The organism is Phaeobacter sp. CECT 5382 (genome assembly GCF_001457775.1).
GTDB lineage: Bacteria > Pseudomonadota > Alphaproteobacteria > Rhodobacterales > Rhodobacteraceae > Pseudophaeobacter.
This window is the reverse complement of sequence record NZ_CYSG01000027.1, coordinates 14,635-30,296: the sequence shown is the minus strand read 5'-3', so window position 1 is coordinate 30,296 and position 15,662 is coordinate 14,635. Positions and strand designations below refer to the sequence as shown.

16 protein-coding genes and 1 pseudogene are annotated in these 15,662 nt (G+C 58.1%); 2 read left to right on the top strand and 15 right to left on the bottom strand.

Annotation, left to right across the window (positions count from 1 at the left end; all coding sequences use genetic code 11):
* Nucleotides 1-143: 143 nt before the first annotated feature.
* The 5 genes and pseudogenes from rlmF to PH5382_RS18310 form a co-directional block, all read right to left on the bottom strand.
* Nucleotides 144-1,070 carry a 23S rRNA (adenine(1618)-N(6))-methyltransferase RlmF gene (gene rlmF, locus PH5382_RS18325; protein WP_058335835.1) on the bottom strand — a complete coding sequence of 309 codons (927 nt, stop codon included), beginning with the start codon at nt 1,068-1,070 and terminating at the stop codon, nt 144-146.
* A gap of 185 nt (nt 1,071-1,255) precedes the next feature.
* A pseudogene (locus tag PH5382_RS19575) lies at nt 1,256-1,662 on the bottom strand (CoA transferase subunit A); the annotation flags it as partial.
* Nucleotides 1,659-2,498 carry a 3-oxoadipate:acetyl-CoA acetyltransferase gene (locus tag PH5382_RS18320; RefSeq protein ID WP_058335834.1) on the bottom strand — a complete coding sequence of 280 codons (840 nt, stop codon included), beginning with the start codon at nt 2,496-2,498 and terminating at the stop codon, nt 1,659-1,661. The pseudogene PH5382_RS19575 and the gene PH5382_RS18320, both read right to left, overlap by 4 nt.
* On the bottom strand, nt 2,495-3,346 hold the full coding sequence (locus PH5382_RS18315; RefSeq protein ID WP_058335833.1) for an alpha/beta fold hydrolase: 852 nt from the start codon (nt 3,344-3,346) through the stop codon (nt 2,495-2,497). Before PH5382_RS18315 ends, PH5382_RS18320 begins: the two co-directional genes overlap by 4 nt.
* Nucleotides 3,343-3,723, bottom strand: coding sequence for a hypothetical protein (locus tag PH5382_RS18310; protein WP_058335832.1), 381 nt, complete (start codon nt 3,721-3,723; stop codon nt 3,343-3,345). The genes PH5382_RS18315 and PH5382_RS18310 overlap by 4 nt, the downstream gene beginning before the upstream one ends.
* Nucleotides 3,724-3,913: 190 nt before the next feature.
* Here PH5382_RS18310 and PH5382_RS18305 point away from each other — a divergent pair, with 190 nt between their 5' ends.
* Both PH5382_RS18305 and PH5382_RS18300 read left to right on the top strand, forming a co-directional pair.
* The gene (locus tag PH5382_RS18305) at nt 3,914-4,777 is read left to right on the top strand and encodes a dioxygenase family protein (RefSeq protein ID WP_058335831.1); all 864 of its coding nucleotides are present in this window, start codon (nt 3,914-3,916) and stop codon (nt 4,775-4,777) included.
* Nucleotides 4,778-4,918: 141 nt separating this feature from the next.
* Nucleotides 4,919-5,809, top strand: coding sequence for a LysR family transcriptional regulator (locus PH5382_RS18300; RefSeq protein WP_058335830.1), 891 nt, complete (start codon nt 4,919-4,921; stop codon nt 5,807-5,809).
* A gap of 12 nt (nt 5,810-5,821) precedes the next feature.
* On the opposite strand, the gene PH5382_RS18295 is transcribed toward PH5382_RS18300, so the two are convergent.
* The 10 genes from PH5382_RS18295 to PH5382_RS18250 form a co-directional block, all read right to left on the bottom strand.
* On the bottom strand, nt 5,822-6,514 hold the full coding sequence (locus tag PH5382_RS18295) for an ABC transporter ATP-binding protein (protein WP_058335829.1): 693 nt from the start codon (nt 6,512-6,514) through the stop codon (nt 5,822-5,824).
* Nucleotides 6,507-7,250, bottom strand: coding sequence for an ABC transporter ATP-binding protein (locus PH5382_RS18290; protein WP_058335828.1), 744 nt, complete (start codon nt 7,248-7,250; stop codon nt 6,507-6,509). Before PH5382_RS18290 ends, PH5382_RS18295 begins: the two co-directional genes overlap by 8 nt.
* Entirely contained in the window at nt 7,243-8,235 is a 993-nt protein-coding gene (locus tag PH5382_RS18285) for a branched-chain amino acid ABC transporter permease (protein ID WP_082645753.1), read from the bottom strand. The genes PH5382_RS18290 and PH5382_RS18285 overlap by 8 nt, the downstream gene beginning before the upstream one ends.
* 3 nt (nt 8,236-8,238) lie before the next feature.
* Nucleotides 8,239-9,108, bottom strand: a complete 870-nt coding sequence (locus PH5382_RS18280) for a branched-chain amino acid ABC transporter permease (protein ID WP_058335827.1) — start codon at nt 9,106-9,108, stop codon at nt 8,239-8,241.
* Nucleotides 9,109-9,169: 61 nt separating this feature from the next.
* A complete protein-coding gene (locus tag PH5382_RS18275) occupies nt 9,170-10,342 on the bottom strand; it encodes an ABC transporter substrate-binding protein (RefSeq protein WP_058335826.1) in 1,173 nt (390 codons plus the stop codon).
* A gap of 43 nt (nt 10,343-10,385) precedes the next feature.
* Nucleotides 10,386-11,165 (bottom strand): benzoate diol dehydrogenase BenD, encoded by a 780-nt coding sequence (benD, locus tag PH5382_RS18270; RefSeq protein WP_058335825.1) that lies wholly within the window; start codon nt 11,163-11,165, stop codon nt 10,386-10,388.
* Nucleotides 11,162-12,184, bottom strand: a complete 1,023-nt coding sequence (gene benC / locus PH5382_RS18265) for a benzoate 1,2-dioxygenase electron transfer component BenC (RefSeq protein WP_058335824.1) — start codon at nt 12,182-12,184, stop codon at nt 11,162-11,164. Before benC ends, benD begins: the two co-directional genes overlap by 4 nt.
* Nucleotides 12,185-12,257: 73 nt before the next feature.
* The gene (benB, locus tag PH5382_RS18260; protein WP_058335823.1) at nt 12,258-12,776 is read right to left on the bottom strand and encodes a benzoate 1,2-dioxygenase small subunit; all 519 of its coding nucleotides are present in this window, start codon (nt 12,774-12,776) and stop codon (nt 12,258-12,260) included.
* A gap of 12 nt (nt 12,777-12,788) precedes the next feature.
* Nucleotides 12,789-14,177 carry a benzoate 1,2-dioxygenase large subunit gene (gene benA / locus PH5382_RS18255; protein WP_058335822.1) on the bottom strand — a complete coding sequence of 463 codons (1,389 nt, stop codon included), beginning with the start codon at nt 14,175-14,177 and terminating at the stop codon, nt 12,789-12,791.
* Between the two features lie 54 nt (nt 14,178-14,231).
* Entirely contained in the window at nt 14,232-15,380 is a 1,149-nt protein-coding gene (locus tag PH5382_RS18250; RefSeq protein ID WP_058335821.1) for a muconate cycloisomerase family protein, read from the bottom strand.
* Nucleotides 15,381-15,662: the final 282 nt, after the last annotated feature.

Here is a 15,662-nt window from a genome sequence, read left to right as displayed (position 1 = left end):
ATTCCGTCCGGGGAAAGGGGAAGTCCCCTCAGAAACCGATTTGTGCAACAAAGCCCACTGGCACCAGTGATTCAGGACGGCGCATTGCGTCTCTGGCACCGAAGCAGACATGAACTGCACTACAGAACTGCGACGAGTGCCCCCTATGTCCGAGCGTTCATCGAAAACGAGGAACGCTGATTTTTCTTCATGTAAGTCCAAGCAATAAAGCGACTGGTTTTTTGTCCCTGTGCCATTTCCACGACTTTATAGTCAGTAACCCTGGCTTTGCCTAGAATTCGGCTCAGGGGCTGGAGGTTATCCTTTTTCGACACCAACGAGGTAAACCACAGGCACTGGTTGGCGAACTTCGTGCTCTGTTCAACCATGCGAGCAATAAACTTTATCTCGCCCCCAGGACACCAAAGCTCAGCATTTTGACCACCAAAGTTGAGTTTTGTTGAACGCCCTTTGCCAAGGTTCGCCCACTTACGTTGGGTACCCTTATTCGCTTTTTCGATAGACCCATGGAAAGGTGGATTGCACATAGTTACATGAAAAGCATCGTTGGGCTGGATCACACCGCGAAAGATATTCTCGGGTTTGCTTTGACGCCTAAGGGTAATTGCCAACGTGTTGAAGTCACAAATTTGCCGTGCCGATTTGATCGCGCCCGTGTCGATGTCGACGCCAGTGAAGTGCCAGCCGTACTCGCTCTGGCCCGTAAGGGGGTAAACCAAGCTCGCACCGGTGCCGATGTCCAACGCCTTGATATGACGCCCACGCGGGATTTCCTGGTTGTTGCTGTCGGCAAGCAAGTCGGCGAGATAGTGGATGTAGTCGACGCGACCGGGAATTGGTGGGCACAAATAGCCGGCGGGAATGTCCCAAAAATCAATATCGTAATGCGTTTTTAGCAACGCCCGATTAAGCATCCGGACGGCCCTCACGTCTTGAAAGTCAATCGTCGTCTGACCGGCTGGGTTACAGATCGTGAAAGCCTCAAGCTCAGGCGTTTGCGCCACCAAGCGCGCGAAATCGTAGCCTTCTGAGTGTTGATTGCGGGGGTGCAGCTTCGTATTGGTGGCCATGGGGACGCCTTAATTTTGTGTTGGTGGACGTCACTCGCCAGACGATTTGTCGCTTTTAGAGCCTCATGCAAAAATAGTAAAATGAAGAGCGGGGCAGATCCTCCCTTGAGGTGACGTCCCGAGCATTCAATACCTGTGCAGCATCTATCGTTTCGGTCTTAAAGTCGACTTTCTCCTACGCGGATGGCAGCGGGCAGATTGAAATTGCGCGCTGTCTTGCCGAATAATGCGTTGCCCGTCGCGTCCGCCTTCCATGCTTTGGCGGTGGAGAGATTGGCAAAGATGCCCTCTTCGAGGATGTAATCCTGACCGCGCCAGTACTTTACGTCCTAACCTTCGGCAATCACGGTGCCCACGCCGGTTTTGGTCTAGAATCCCGGAATACCCGCACCGCTAGCACGCATCGGCTCTGCCAATGTGCCTTGCGGGTTGAATTCCGGCTCCAGCTCGCCTGACAGAGACTGACGCATGAATTCCGCGTTCTCGCCGACACTGGGATGCCGCACAGACCACGGCCACCCGCCGCGATCTACATGCCATCGCCCAACATACCATCGAGGGCGGCTTGCACTGTTTCAAATTCCTTTTCTATGTGGACAGCTCTCTCAATCCAAGGATCGCGCGGGCCTGCCGCCAATCGGCCACCGGCCGCTCGTATTTCTCGCACAATTGCGCGGCGCGGGTCACAAGACCGGCGTTCGATGGTGCCAGCGTATCGCGATCAAGACGGACGTTGTCCTCCAGCCCCGTGCGCGCATGGCCACCCGAGGCGATCGCCCAGTCGTTCAGTGTGAATTGCTGCGCACCGATACCCGCAGCACACCACGGCGCATCTGCTCCAAACAGGCGGCGAACGGTATGTATGTAATAGTCGAACACATCACGGTCCACGGGCATGGCGTTTTTCACCCCCATAACAAACTGCACATACGGTGTGCCCGCCAGCTGGCCCTTGTCGACCATGTCCCTGGCCTTGAGGATATGCGACAGATCAAACGCCTCGATCTCAGGCTTCACATTATGCCTGAGCATCTGCGCTGCAAGCCAGTCCACCAGATCGGGCGGGTTCTCATACACCCGTGTCGGGAAGTTGTTGGACCCCACCGACAGCGACGCCATATCCGGCGAGAGCGGCAGCATGCCACCGCGTGTCTCGCCAGCACCCGAGCGTCCCCCCGTCGAGAATTGGATGATCATGCCAGGGCAGTGCTTTTCCAAACCTTCTTTGAGCCGCGCGAATTTCTCGGGGTCTGAAGACGGTGTTTCATCCTTGTTGCGCACATGGGCATGGCAGATGGTGGCCCCTGCCTCGAACGCTTCGTGCGTACTTTCAATCTGTTCCGTGACTGTCACAGGCACGGCAGGGTTGTTGGCTTTGGTCGGCAATGATCCGGTGATCGCAACGCAGATGATACAAGGGGTGCTCATTTGGCCTCTCTCGCAGGCATCCGCGCCAGCGCATCGACAAAGAACGGCTGGAAGCCGTCCGGATGCTCGCTCATTGGGAAGTGGCCCAGCTCGTCCATGACCGCAAGGGTCGCCCCCTTGATCGCATCTGCTGTGCGCTTGGAGTCTTCGGGTGTGCAGGTCAGATCATAGGCGCCTACGATCAGATGCACAGGCGTTTTGCCCGTGTCGATGTCCCCCAGACGCGCAATCAGGCTGTCATCCTTGGTGTAGAAACTCAGGTCACCCCGAAACACGCCCGGACCGCTTTGCATGAACATCCACAGCGTATTCCACCGCTCGGCGTTGGGCGCAAAGGGCGAGATATTGGCGGAGACAAGCGCCGCGCCCATTTCGCCGCCGTGGGCATCGGGGCGGTGGAACCAGTCGATATCATACCACGCGGGTTGGAAATCCGACGCCTCAATTGCGATGAAGCCGCTGAATTTATCCGGATGCAGAGCCGCGAATTGCAGCGCAATGCGGCCTCCCATGGAACAGCCTGCAAGCACGGGACGCTCCAGCCCCAGCCCATCAATCACGGCGAGAACCGTCTCCATGTAGGCCTTCGTCGTCAGCAGATACTCCTCTGTCTCGAACCCTTCGGGCGGCAGGGATTTGCCGTGCCAGGGCAGATCAAAGGCGATCATCCTGTTTGCCGCCGTGATGCCCGCGTCATTCATCAGATGCCGCCATTGGCGCGTGTCCGCACCCGCCGTATGCAGGCACAAAACAGGACGGCCTTGTCCGGCTTCTTCGAAATAGATCCGGCGCGGCGCGCCTTCAACTGTGACAGTGAGGTAGCGGCCGATGATAGGCTCGATGCTCATGCGGCGTCCTTTCGTGCAGCGCGGGGAAGCGCCATAAACTCTTTGAAAAAGCGCAGGTTTTTGACGAGGCAGAGGATATCACCATCAATATTGCCACGACCGATTTTCAACAGACCGAAGATGTCGTGAAACCCGGGTGCTGGCAGCAGCTGCCAGAACTGCGTGAGCGCATCTGCATCGGTGCGCAGGGCGAAACGCCACGGTGTCTTGCGGCTGGGGCCTTCGGTCACTTGGGTCAAGTGCCCGTTCTCGAAGGTCAGGTAGATCTCGTCATCTCCGACCTGAACAAGGACCGTCTCGGAAAACAAACGCCCGAGGCGCAGCAGATGCGGCGTGGCTTCCAGCTTTGCCTGCATATCATGGAAAGTATCAATCATCTGGTTGTCCTCTTCATATCCCTGACACTGTCGTGCCACGAGCGCTGCTTATATCGCCATACCGATGCAGGTATTACGCGATACCGCCCACGGCATTGGATCGCGGGCTCCTTTCGCAGACGGTACCCTCCAAGGGGCGTCCGATGCGGCGCCCAAACCGCACCTACATTGCCACTTTGGAGGAAGAAAAATGGGTATCGTCAACATTGACAACATCAGCGACGTCGTCATCGCCAGCCTGGGCCAGCACGGTGACATCACCGACCGCCAGCGCGAGATCATGTCATCACTGATCCGTCACCTGCATGGATTTTGCAAAGACGTGAACTTGCAGCACGGCGAATTCCTCGAGGGGTGTGCATACCTCAAGCGTGCGGGCCAGACCTGTGACGAGAACCGTCAGGAATTCATCCTGCTTGGCGATATCCTCGGCGTCGAAGTGCTGGTGGATATGTTGTCCAACCCGGTTGACGGCCCCGAGAGCGAATCCACCGTGCTTGGTCCATTTTACCGTGAAAACCCTCCGGTTCTGCCCAAAGGTGCTTCGACCATTAAAAAACATTATGACGACGAAGAAACCGCTTATTTTGAGGGGTATATCCGTGACGCGAGCGGCAAGGGTGTTGCCGGTGTGCAGATGGATGTCTGGGAAGATGCCCCAAACGGCGTGTACGAAAACCTCGACCCCGACCAGCCGGAATACAACCTGCGCGGCCGTTTCGAGACGGACGAGAATGGCCACTATGCCTTTGTCGCCGTGCGTCCTGTTCCATACCCGATCCCTGACAACGAGACGGCAGGCGAATTGCTGCGATATATGGGGCACCACCCCAACCGCCCAGGACACATGCACTTTATCATCTCCAAAGACGGCTTCCGCCCACTGATCAGCCAAATCTACGATGCCGAGAGCAAATGGCTCGACGATGACAGCGTATTCGCGGTCAAGGAAAGCCTGATCGGCACATTCAAGAAAGCGGCGCCCGAGTTAAAGACTGACCTGCACTTCGAATTTGACTTTGTCATCAAGTCGGAGGCCGTCGCGGCCGAGTAAGACACAAAATCTCCTTGAGACTGGCCTCTGCTGACGCGGAGGCCCTTTTTTTGTGCACACACGCGGTTTAAGGTAGCAAGCTGCAGACGATTGCTTGGGAGGGCTGTTTGCGGGCAAGCGCCATTTACGTGGAGGGGGGGAATGAATTTCAAGCAGATGACCTATTTCATCGCCGTAGCGGAGGAGCTGCATTTTGGCCGCGCCGCAGAGCGGCTGGATATGGCGCAACCCCCGCTCAGCCGTCAGATCAAACAGATCGAGGGCGAGTTGGAGGCTGTTCTGTTCAACCGCGGCCGCAGTGCGATCAGCCTGACGCAAGCGGGCGAGAAACTGCTGGAGCGGAGCCGGGCGATCCTTGCCCTGCTGGACGATACAAAGCTGGAAATGCGCAGGCTAGGTCAAGGGGCAGAAGGGCGCTTGCGCATCGGCTTTGTCGGCTCCTCCACTTACGGGATATTGCCCAACATCATCAGAGCATTCCGTGCTGCCTATCCCGCGATCAACTTGAGTCTCCAGCCGATGAACAATGCCCATCTGCGTCAGCACCTGGTGGCGCGTATGATTGATGTGGCTGTCGCCCGTCCCGCGCTGGATGATGCCGAGTTTGCGGTAAAGCATCTGGTTAAAGAGGATCTGATCCTCGCGTTGCCCGACACGTTGGATACCGGGACGCGCGAGGTCGCTGACCTGCGGCGGTTGGAAACGCACAACCTGATCCTGTACCCTGAACACCCCCGCCCGAGCTATGCCGATACGGTGATCAACGCCTGCACAGATGCAGGGTTTCCGGTGCCAAAGCGGGTGTTCACCATGGACCTGCATACCGCGCTGAGCCTTGTAGCGATTGGCGAGGGCGTCTGTGTCGTGCCCAGCTCAGTAGGCTCCGCGCCGCGTAACGGAATTAAGTTTCTGCGGATCGAGCCGGAGATTGCGCGCACCTCCCTCTCTGTCAACTACCGCCTGGACGAACAGGGCGTGCATGTGCAGAATTTCATCAAGGTCGCGCAGGGCGTGGCGCGGGAGGCCAGTTAAAGCCTCCCGCTTTCAGACACCCAGCCATTTGTGCTGTGTTTCGGCATCGGCACGGATTTCGGCAGCGCTCCCGCTCCAGACGACTTGGCCCTTACCCACGACGACAACGTCATCGGCAAGTGATGTTGCAAAGCCAAAGTTCTGCTCAACCAGCACCATCGACAGGCCCTCGCGACGCAGATCCTGCAATTTGTCATGGATCAGCTTCACGATGATCGGGGCAAGCCCCTCTGTCGGCTCGTCCAGCACCAACAAGCGCGGATTCATCAGCAGGGCGCGGGCGATGGCCAGCATCTGCTGCTCGCCCCCCGACAGCTGCATGCCACCATTGTCCATCCGCTCCCCTAGACGTGGGAACAGGTCGATCACCCGCTCGATCGTCCACGCGCCACCGCCAAAGCGTTTCGAGGCCAACTCGAGGTTTTCCCGCACGCTCAGTGAGGGGAAAATATCGCGTGTCTCGGGCACATAGGCGATTCCGGACTTGGCGATGTCAAAAGGGCGTTTGGCAATGGGTGCGCCGTCGAATGTGATTGTGCCCGATTTTGTCGGCAACAACCCCATGATCGTCTTGAGCGTGGTTGATTTACCCGCTCCGTTGCGCCCCAGAATGGCCAGAACCCTGCCAGGCTGTGCCGTGACGTTCATGCCGTAGAGCACTTGGGTTTCGCCATAGCCGGAGTTCACTGCGTTCAGTTCAAGCATCTTCCCAGCTCCCCAGATAGATTTCTTTGAGCAGGTCAGAGCCGCGTGCGGCATCCGGCAGCCCGTCAAAGACCACCTCGCCATAGTTCAGCACGGTGATCGTATCGGCCACATCAAAGGCAAGATCCATGTCATGCTCGATAATCAACAAGGTTAGGTCACGCGGCAGGTTGTTGAGCAGGTCGTGGAACCCTTTGGCCATCTCTGGGCCCACACCGCTTGTTGGCTCGTCCATCAGCAGGACCAGCGGGCGGGTCGCCAGCGCCACACCCACCTCCAACTGACGGCGCACACCATAGCTGATTTCGGAGACTTTTGCGTGCAGGAATGGCATCAGATCAACTTGATTGGCCACATCCCTGACGATCTCACGCACCTCCGCTTTGCCAAGGCTGTCGGACCAGATACGTGTCGCGTTGCCCGTATAGATCGCGGCGGCGAGGCCAAGGTTTTCTTCGACGGTTAGGCCGTCAAACAAAGTGTTTTTCTGATAGCTGCGTGACAATCCTTGGCGCGCACGCTTGGCCACTGGCAAGGCAGTGACGTCCTCGCCCGCCAGATGCACCCTGCCACTATCGGGCGTCAATTCACCGACCAGTTGGTTGAAGAGCGTCGTCTTGCCCGCTCCATTCGGCCCGAGGATCACCCGCCGCTCGCCGCGCTCAAGCTTGAGCGAGACCCTACGGGTGACGTGCACCGCGCCAAAACTTTTGTCCAGATTGCGTGTTTCAAGCATCTTTTGTCCCCTCCCTGGCTTTGGGGTTTGTATTTGCGGACTTGCTGCGCGCTGCGACGAAATCTTCGATAAAACCAAAAATCCCGTTGGCGCGGCTCATCACGACACCGATCAGAATGACGCCCACGATCAGGTGCCAGTGGGTCGTCAATGAGCTCAGCTCATGCTTGAGCACCACAAAGACGGCGGCCCCCACCAGCGGCCCGACAAGTGTGCCAAGCCCTCCAAGGATCACCACAACCAGCGCTTCGCCCGAGACGGTCCAGGCCATCAAGCCAGGTGAGATATACATGATGTGTTGTGCTGCCAGAACGCCGGCTACCCCGGCGATCATCCCCGACAGGCCAAAGACATCGGCCTTTACCCGCCAAACGGTGAGGCCGAGCGCGCGCATCCGCTGCTCATTGTGCATAACCCCCGAGAAGGAGCGGCCAAGGCCCGAGCGCAGGATCACCACAGCCAGCCCATACATCGCGGCAAGTGCCACAAGGCAAAACAACGCAAATGTGCGCGTGTCGTTCAGATCAATGCCAACGACGGACAGATCAAGACGCTCGATCCCGCCCAGGCCATCATCTCCACCAAAGATCGGGGCCTCGAAGACGTATGAATAGGCCATCTGCCCGAAGGCGAGTGTTGCCATGATGAAATAGATGCCATGACTGCGCGAACAGATCGCACCGATGATCCATGAGAGGCCGGCCGTGATAGCCACTGCCGCACCCATCGCCACCGGCGGGGTCAAACCCGCCGTGGTGGACAGCACCGCATAGCCATATGCACCGACTCCCATCAGCGCGCCATGACACAGGGACACCATGCCGCCAAATCCGGCGACCATATCAAGCGCCAGCACCAGCATAGCGAGGATCAGAATTTCGGTGAGGATCTCAAGACCAAAGTATTGGGCCGTAAAAGCCTGAAAAAGGGCAGCCGATGCCAGAAGCACCAAGGCCGCATACCGCAAAGGCGTGTGACGGAACATGATCTATCCTTTCGCCGGAAAGAGGCCCACAGGCTTGATCACAAGGACCGCAGCCAACAGCGCGTAGATGAGAACGGAGGAGAGTTGCGGCGCCAGCACGGCACCAAATGTCTGCACAAACCCGAAGAGGAGAGCCCCTGCGACGCCCCTTTGGAGCAAACAAAGCCCGCCGATCACAATTACAATCAGCGTGGGGATCAGGATTTGCAGACTCATGTCGGGCGAGACGCTAAGCAGTGGTGCCGCCACTACACCGGCAAGACCCGCCAGCGCGCAGCCAACACAAAACACGCAAAAGAACAGGCGTTCAACGTTGATACCCAGACAGGCGGCCATCTCGTCGTTATCCACCCCCGCACGGATCATTGCGCCGATTTGTGTCCGCCCCAGAACGAAGGCGAGGCCGCCAAGCACCACAAGGCCAAGCACGATGATGAACACGCGGTAGGTCGGATACTCGACCCCCAAAACCGCAAGCCGTCCGCCCAGCATAGCAGGCACTTCGATTGCAAGCGGCAGGTCGCCCCAGACGATACGGGTCATATCCAACAGCACAAAGATCAGGCCAAAAGTCACCAGAACCTGTGCCATCGGCCCCGATTTGCGCATGCGCTGGATAAAGCCGGAGTAGAGCAGAACGCCCACCCCCGCGACAGCCACCGGTGCGAGCAATAGCGCCGCCCAATAGCCCCACATCGCAGCAACAGACGCCGCGAAATAGGCACCCAATGCATACAGCGCGCCATGGGCAAGGTTCACGAAATGCATCAAGCCAAAGATCACGGTCAGGCCGACAGATAGAAGAAACAAGAGCATCGACAGCTGTAGCGCGTTGAGCGCCTGAAGTGTCCAGAAGCCAAGATCGGTTATCATTTTAGGACCTCCCCCCCACATGAAAAAACCCGGCCATGAAATGCAGCCGGGTTGCTATTTTTTAGTTAGATACCGGATCCATCACGCAGCCGTTGGCCGGATCGGCCTCGGACGGCAGCTGGGCCAGTACCTTCTGCGTGAGGCCATCTGCACGTGCGACAGTCTCGTAAGTATAGATCGGCTGAACGATGTTGTTGGTCGCAGGATCAATCGACAATGTGCCGCGCGGTCCGTCGAATGTAACCTGACGCAGGGCATTGGCCAGTGAGGCACGGTCTGTGGCGCCTGCTTTTGTCGCCTCGATCAACGCGCGTGCGGCGTCATAGCCCTGAACTGCAAACTCGGACGGGGCGCGGCCAACATTGGCTGTAAATCCATCCACGAACTTCGCGTTTGCATCATTTTCGATTGTCGGCACATAGTGGGACACCGCAATCACACCCTCGGCCGCAGGACCCTGTGCATTCACATAAAGCGATGAGGTCAGGAAGCCCGATCCGTAAAGCGGCAGTTCAGGTTTCAGGCCAAAACTGTCGTATTGCTTGACGAAGGAAATCGCCTCGCCACCCGCATAGAAGACATAGACGGCATCTGCGCCGCTGGATTTCGCATGGGTCAGGTAGGGGCCAAAATCCTGTGTCTTCTGGAAGGGCGTGAAATCCTGCCCGACAATCTCGCCACCTGCGGCAGTAAATGTCGCCTCGAAGGCATCGATCATCTGACGACCGGCGGCATAGTCAGGCGCCAGGGTGTAGACTTTACGAACACCCTGCTCATACATCCATGTGCCCATCGGGCGGTTCACCTGACCGTTGGAAAACGACATGCGCGTGATGAATGGCGAGCAGTCTGCGCCCGTCGCCCCGTCATTGCCCGCGTTCGCAACGATCAGCGGCACAGCTGCACCGTGGACCATATCGCGCACAGCACCCAACACGCCTGAGCTTACGATACCCGCGATCACGTCCACATTCTCTTGCAAGATCAGCTTCTTGGCTTTGCCCAACGCGACCGGTGGCTTGACTTCGGTATCCTCGCGGACAATCTCGAACGTCGCATCTGTCTCGCTGCCGAATTGCTCCAGCCCCAGCTCGAAGCCTGCGTCGATCTCGTTGCCAAGTGCCGCGTAGACACCGGAATAGGGCAACAGCAGTCCGACCCTGATATCCTCGGCAGTGGCTGTGGTAGCGATGGTGGTGGCAAGGCCAAGGGCCGCCAGCGTTGTCGTCTTCATGTTGGTTCCTCCAGTTATAAATGCAGACCGTTCTGATGCGGGTCTATCCAAGGTCGCCGCCACCCACGGGCACAGTGAGGCCAGTGATGTAGGAGGCATCATCCGACGCCAGAAACAGGATGGGCCCTGCCTGTTCGTCGAGTGTTCCGTACCGTTTCATGAGCGAGGACTGGATCGTCTGATCGACGATAATCTGGTACCAGTCTGCGCGTTGTTCCTGCTCTGCGTTGGGATTGCGCGGCACCACGCGGTCAGGCGCGTCGGTGCCACCCGGTGCCGTGGCTACAACGCGAATGCCGCGTTCGGCCATTTCCCACGCAAGGCTGGCAGTGATGGCATTCACCCCGCCCTTGGCCGCTGCATAGGGCACACGGTTCAGCCCGCGTGTGGCGATCGAGCTAACGTTGACGATCACGCCTGCGCCATTCGGCAGCATCCGCTCGATCGCGGCGCGACAGCAATAGAGGGTTGGGAACAGCGAGCGGCGCACTTCGGCGTCAATCTGTTCCGGCTCGTAGTGCTCAAACGGTTTGGCCCAGATGGTGCCGCCCACGTTGTTGATCAGGATGTCGATCCGGCCCCAAAGGCTCTGCGCTTTTTCCATGGCCGCATCGCAACCGCTCCACGTCTCAAGATCGACATTGATCGCCTCTGCCGTGCCACCGCTGGCACGGATCGCCGCAACCACATCGGCGCGTGCGGGCGAGCGGTCGACGATGAGAACCTTTGCGCCCTCGGCCGCCGCGCGCTCCGCCACGCAGCGGCCAATGCCTTGGGCGGCACCGGTCACGACCATTACCTTGTCTTCAAAGCGGCGGCTCATGCGGCGTCCGCCTCTGCTTCTGTCGGGTTGAATTTCTCGAAGTAGAAATTCGCAGGCTGCACACCTAGCGTGCCGAAGTGGCCGCGCACCGCATCCACCATGGGCGGCGGACCGCAAAGATAGACATCGACATCCCCACCGTTCAAGTCATCCGCAGACAGATGATCGGTCACGAACCCTTTCCGCCCGTGCGGGTCCTCTTCGGCGGCCAGAACCGTAATCACAGTGACATTGCCGATCTGCTTGGCGAGAGCGTGAATACGGTCCAGCTCCACCAGATCGGCCGCACGTGTTGCGGCATAATAAAGCGTGATCGGCTGCTCGTTGCCCTGCTCGGCCAAATGCTCCAGCATCGACAGGAAAGGCGCAAGGCCGGTGCCACCGGCCAGCCACAGCTGCGGGCGCTCCATCGGGCGCAGATAGAATGTGCCCATCGGGCCGGTCAGCGTGATGGCATCCCCTCCCTTGGCCCGCTCGCCCAGATAGTTGCTCATCACACCACCGGGGATATTGCGGATCAAGAATTGCGCCTCATCCGCGCCTGGTTTGGAAGAGAAAGAATAGGAGCGGTGCTTGTCTGTGCCCGGCACGCTCACGTTCACATATTGACCGGGCAGAAAGACAACAGTCTTGGCCATCTTCACCCGAAGGCCGAACGATGTCTCGGAAAGGCGGTCAACGCCCAGTACTTCGCCAGAAACAGGCTCGGGCGCGGTTTTGCACGCCGCCGAAGTCGCCGGCACTCGCACTACGCAGTCGCTCAGCGGTGACATCTGGCAGGTCAGGACATAGCCTTGCGCGGCTTCCTCTTCGGTCATCGCTTCATCAAGGTAGAATTCCAGCTCGAATTGGCCCTTTTCGGCAAAGCACTTGCACGTCCCGCAGACGCCGTCGCGACAATCCATCGGGATGTTGATTTTCTGGCGAAAGGCGGCCTCGGTCACCATTTCATCGTCTTCGCATTGAATCACGCGGGTCACGCCATCCTCGAAATTCAGGGCTACGTTATAGGTTGTCATGGCATACTCCTCCCTTGATCGCGCGCCCATTGGTGGGCGCGCGGGATGTTCGAAACCGGTCAATTTGCTTGACTCAGATGTGGTAGATGTCGATCACATGGTGGATTTTGTCGTTTTTGAGCACGATTTTCTTGTCCGTGATCAGTGGCTTGGGACCAGAGGTGTCCAGCGTATAAAACGACATTCCCCAATGGCTGTCCGTGGTACCATAGCGGTAGGTCAGCGTGTGCCAGTTAAAGCGCAGCTTGATCTGCACCCCCTTGCGGCTCAGCACCTCGATGTTGGCTAGATGGTGCTGTGTGCGCGGCTCTGGCAGAGACGTAGCGGACGAGCGATCCGTCTGGATGCGGAACACGCGGTCCTCGATGCCCGATTTGTTCGGGTAATAGATCAGGGACATCTCGTTTTGCGGATCTTCAGTGAGCATGTCCTCATCGTCCCAGGCCGGCATCCAAAACGGGCAGTCGGCGTGATAAAAACCCAGCCACGTATCCCAGTCACGGTCATCGAGTGCGCGCGCTTCGGCGTAAAGAAAGGCCTGGATGTCTTCGAAACCCAGCGATGATGTCTTTTCGAGTGTTGCAGTTGTCATGATCTTATCCCCTCATTCAGCCGCAACTTGGGCGTGGGCTGCATTCTCGCGCTCTTTGGCGACAGCTGCCGACATACGCTCGGCCCACTGGCTGTGCTGGATCACAAACAGACCCTCGTCCTCGGTGCGTGCGCCTGACAGGATCGGATTGATCCCCAGTGCTTTTGCATCCTCGTCCGGTCCGTTGATCCACTGGGTCGCACCCCGGCAGATGTCGTTCCATTTGGCGTGCGCGGCCCCTGCGTAGCCGCGTTGGGTTGCGCGGAATTCTTCGGTGTCATCGGGTGTTGCCATGCCAGAAGCGTTGAAGAAATCCTCGTACTGGCGGATTCGTAGTGCGCGTGACGCCTGATCTTCACCTTTGGGCGCGATGCAATAGATCGTGACTTCGGTCTTATCGACACTGATCGGGCGGAACACGCGGATCTGGCTGCTGAACTGGTCCATCAGGAAGACGTTAGGATACACACACAGATTGCGCAGAACCCCGACCATCCATTCGGCCTTGGTTTTGCCGTAGGTTTCTGTCCATTCGTCCAGACGGCCATAGTTGGGGCGTGTGGTCGGGTTGTCCCATGTTGTCCACAGCAGCAAGTGCCCGTTCACGTAGGAATGGAAACCACCCTTTTGCTTGGCCCATTTGGAGGCGTCGGTCGCTTTGATATTGTCTTCCTTGCCGTCCACGGTGCGGTGCGACGTGGTGGCAACATAGTTCCAGTGAACGGCCGAGACGTGATAGCCATCCGCGCCATTTTCGGCCTGGAGCTTCCAGTTGCCGTCGAAGGTATAAGTGGACGAGCCGCGCAGCACTTCCATGCCGTCCTCGGACTGGTCGACGATCATGTCGATCATCTTGCAGGCTTCGCCAAGGTATTCTTCAAGCGGAGCAACATCCGCGTTCAGCGAGCCAAACAGGAAGCCGCGATAGTTTTGGAACTTTGCCACTTTTGTCATGTCGTGGCTGCCATCTTTGTTGAACTGCTCTGGGTAGCCTGCGCCCTTGGGGTCTTTGACCTTGAGCAACTTGCCTGTGTTGGCGAATGTCCAGCCGTGGAACGGGCAGGTAAATGTCTTTTGGTTGCGGCGCTTGAACCGGCACAGCATCGCACCGCGGTGCGAGCATGAGTTGACCAGCGCATTCAGCTCGCCATCTTTGTCGCGCGTGATGACTACGGGCGTGCGACCCATGTGTAGCGTGAAATAATCCCCCGGGTTGGGGATCTGGCTTTCATGGGCCATGTAGATCCAGTTGCCTTCATAGATGTGCTTCATCTCCAGCTCGAACAATTCTTCGTCGGTGAACATGTCGCGACGGGCGCGAAACACACCATTTTCAGGGTCCTCTTGCACGATGCCGTCAAGGCGACTTTGAAGCTCGTCGAGATTTGAATGGGTAAACATATTCAGTCCTCCTCTGGGTGCCGCGCCTTGACGGCTGGCGGCGTTTTGATGGTGTTAAACTTCCTCGAGCGTCTTGCGCGGCGCGCTACGATCACGGTCGAAATAGGCAACTTTATCTTCGTCAAGTGCCACGCCGATACCGGTGCCGCTGGGCACTTCAACACAGAAGTCATTGTATTTTATCGGCTCTGCCAAAATATCTTCGATCAGCAGAAGCGGCCCGAACAGCTCGGTGCCCCAGCTCATTTTCTCGACCGTGCAGAACAATTGCAGCGCCGCCGCCGTGCCCAATCCTGTCTCCAGCATGGTGCCGGCATACAGGCCAAGACCCGCGGCCTGTCCGATGGCGACAACCTCAGAGGCACGCTTGATGCCGCCCGATTGCGCAACTTTGACCGCAAAGACATCTGCTGCCGCACGGCTTGCAATGGCCAGCGCATCCTCGGGGCCGTTCAGCACCTCGTCCGCCATGACGGCAATCTCGTATTTCGCTGTCAGCTCGCGCTGGGCCTCGACATAGCGACTTTGCACGGGCTGCTCGACCAGCTCGCAACCCGCATCCTGCAATCCCTTGAGACCCCAGCGCGCATCGTGCAGCGACCAGGCCTGGTTGATGTCCACCCGCACACTGCCTGCATCGCCCACTGCGCGTTTGATGGCCGCCACATGGGCCACATCATCACGCACCGAGCGTTTGCCGATCTTGAGCTTGAAGATGTTGTGGCGGCGCGTTTCGATCATCTCCAGCGCCTCGGCGATATCGGTCTCGGAGGAGCCGGACGCCAGCGTCCATGCCACGGGCATGCGGACATGAACCTGACCGCCAAACAGTTGCGACACCGGCATGCCGAGCCGCTTGCCTAGCCCATCCCAGAGCGCGATCTCGACTGCTGCTTTCGCAATACGGTTGCCTCGCACAACCTTGTCCATCAGTTGGATTGCGGTGTTCACATCGTCTGCAGCTTTGCCTTTGAGCGCTGGCGCTATGTAGGTTTCGATTGCGGATTGAATGCTCTCGGGGCTCTCGACGCAGTATGTCAGGCCGCCAATTGTCGTGCCTTCCCCAATGCCCAGCGATCCATCCGAAAACCTGATCCGCACAAGAACAGCCGTCTGAGAGCGCATCGTCGCCATCGAAAGGACGTGACCGCGAATGGTCGGCACATCAACAACGACGGTTTCGATCTGGTCAATCTTGGTCATGCGGTGTCCTCAGGTAGCAATAATACTTCGAGGGTCAGAATGCGCAGGAGAACACGTTGTCGGCGATACACGGGCAGGTCTTGGTTGATACCCTTTGCGACAGTGCTATCTTTGGGGCGGCAAAGGACGTCAGAACACAAGTTCGGTGAGAAGCATCAAAACCGGCATTACCAAATAGATAGCGATCGAAAGTACACAAGGCCGAAACCAAGGCCGCGATCAGCATAAGCCGCACTGACCATGATCCGGCCACAACGGCTTTCCAGTTAGAGAGAAGTCTCA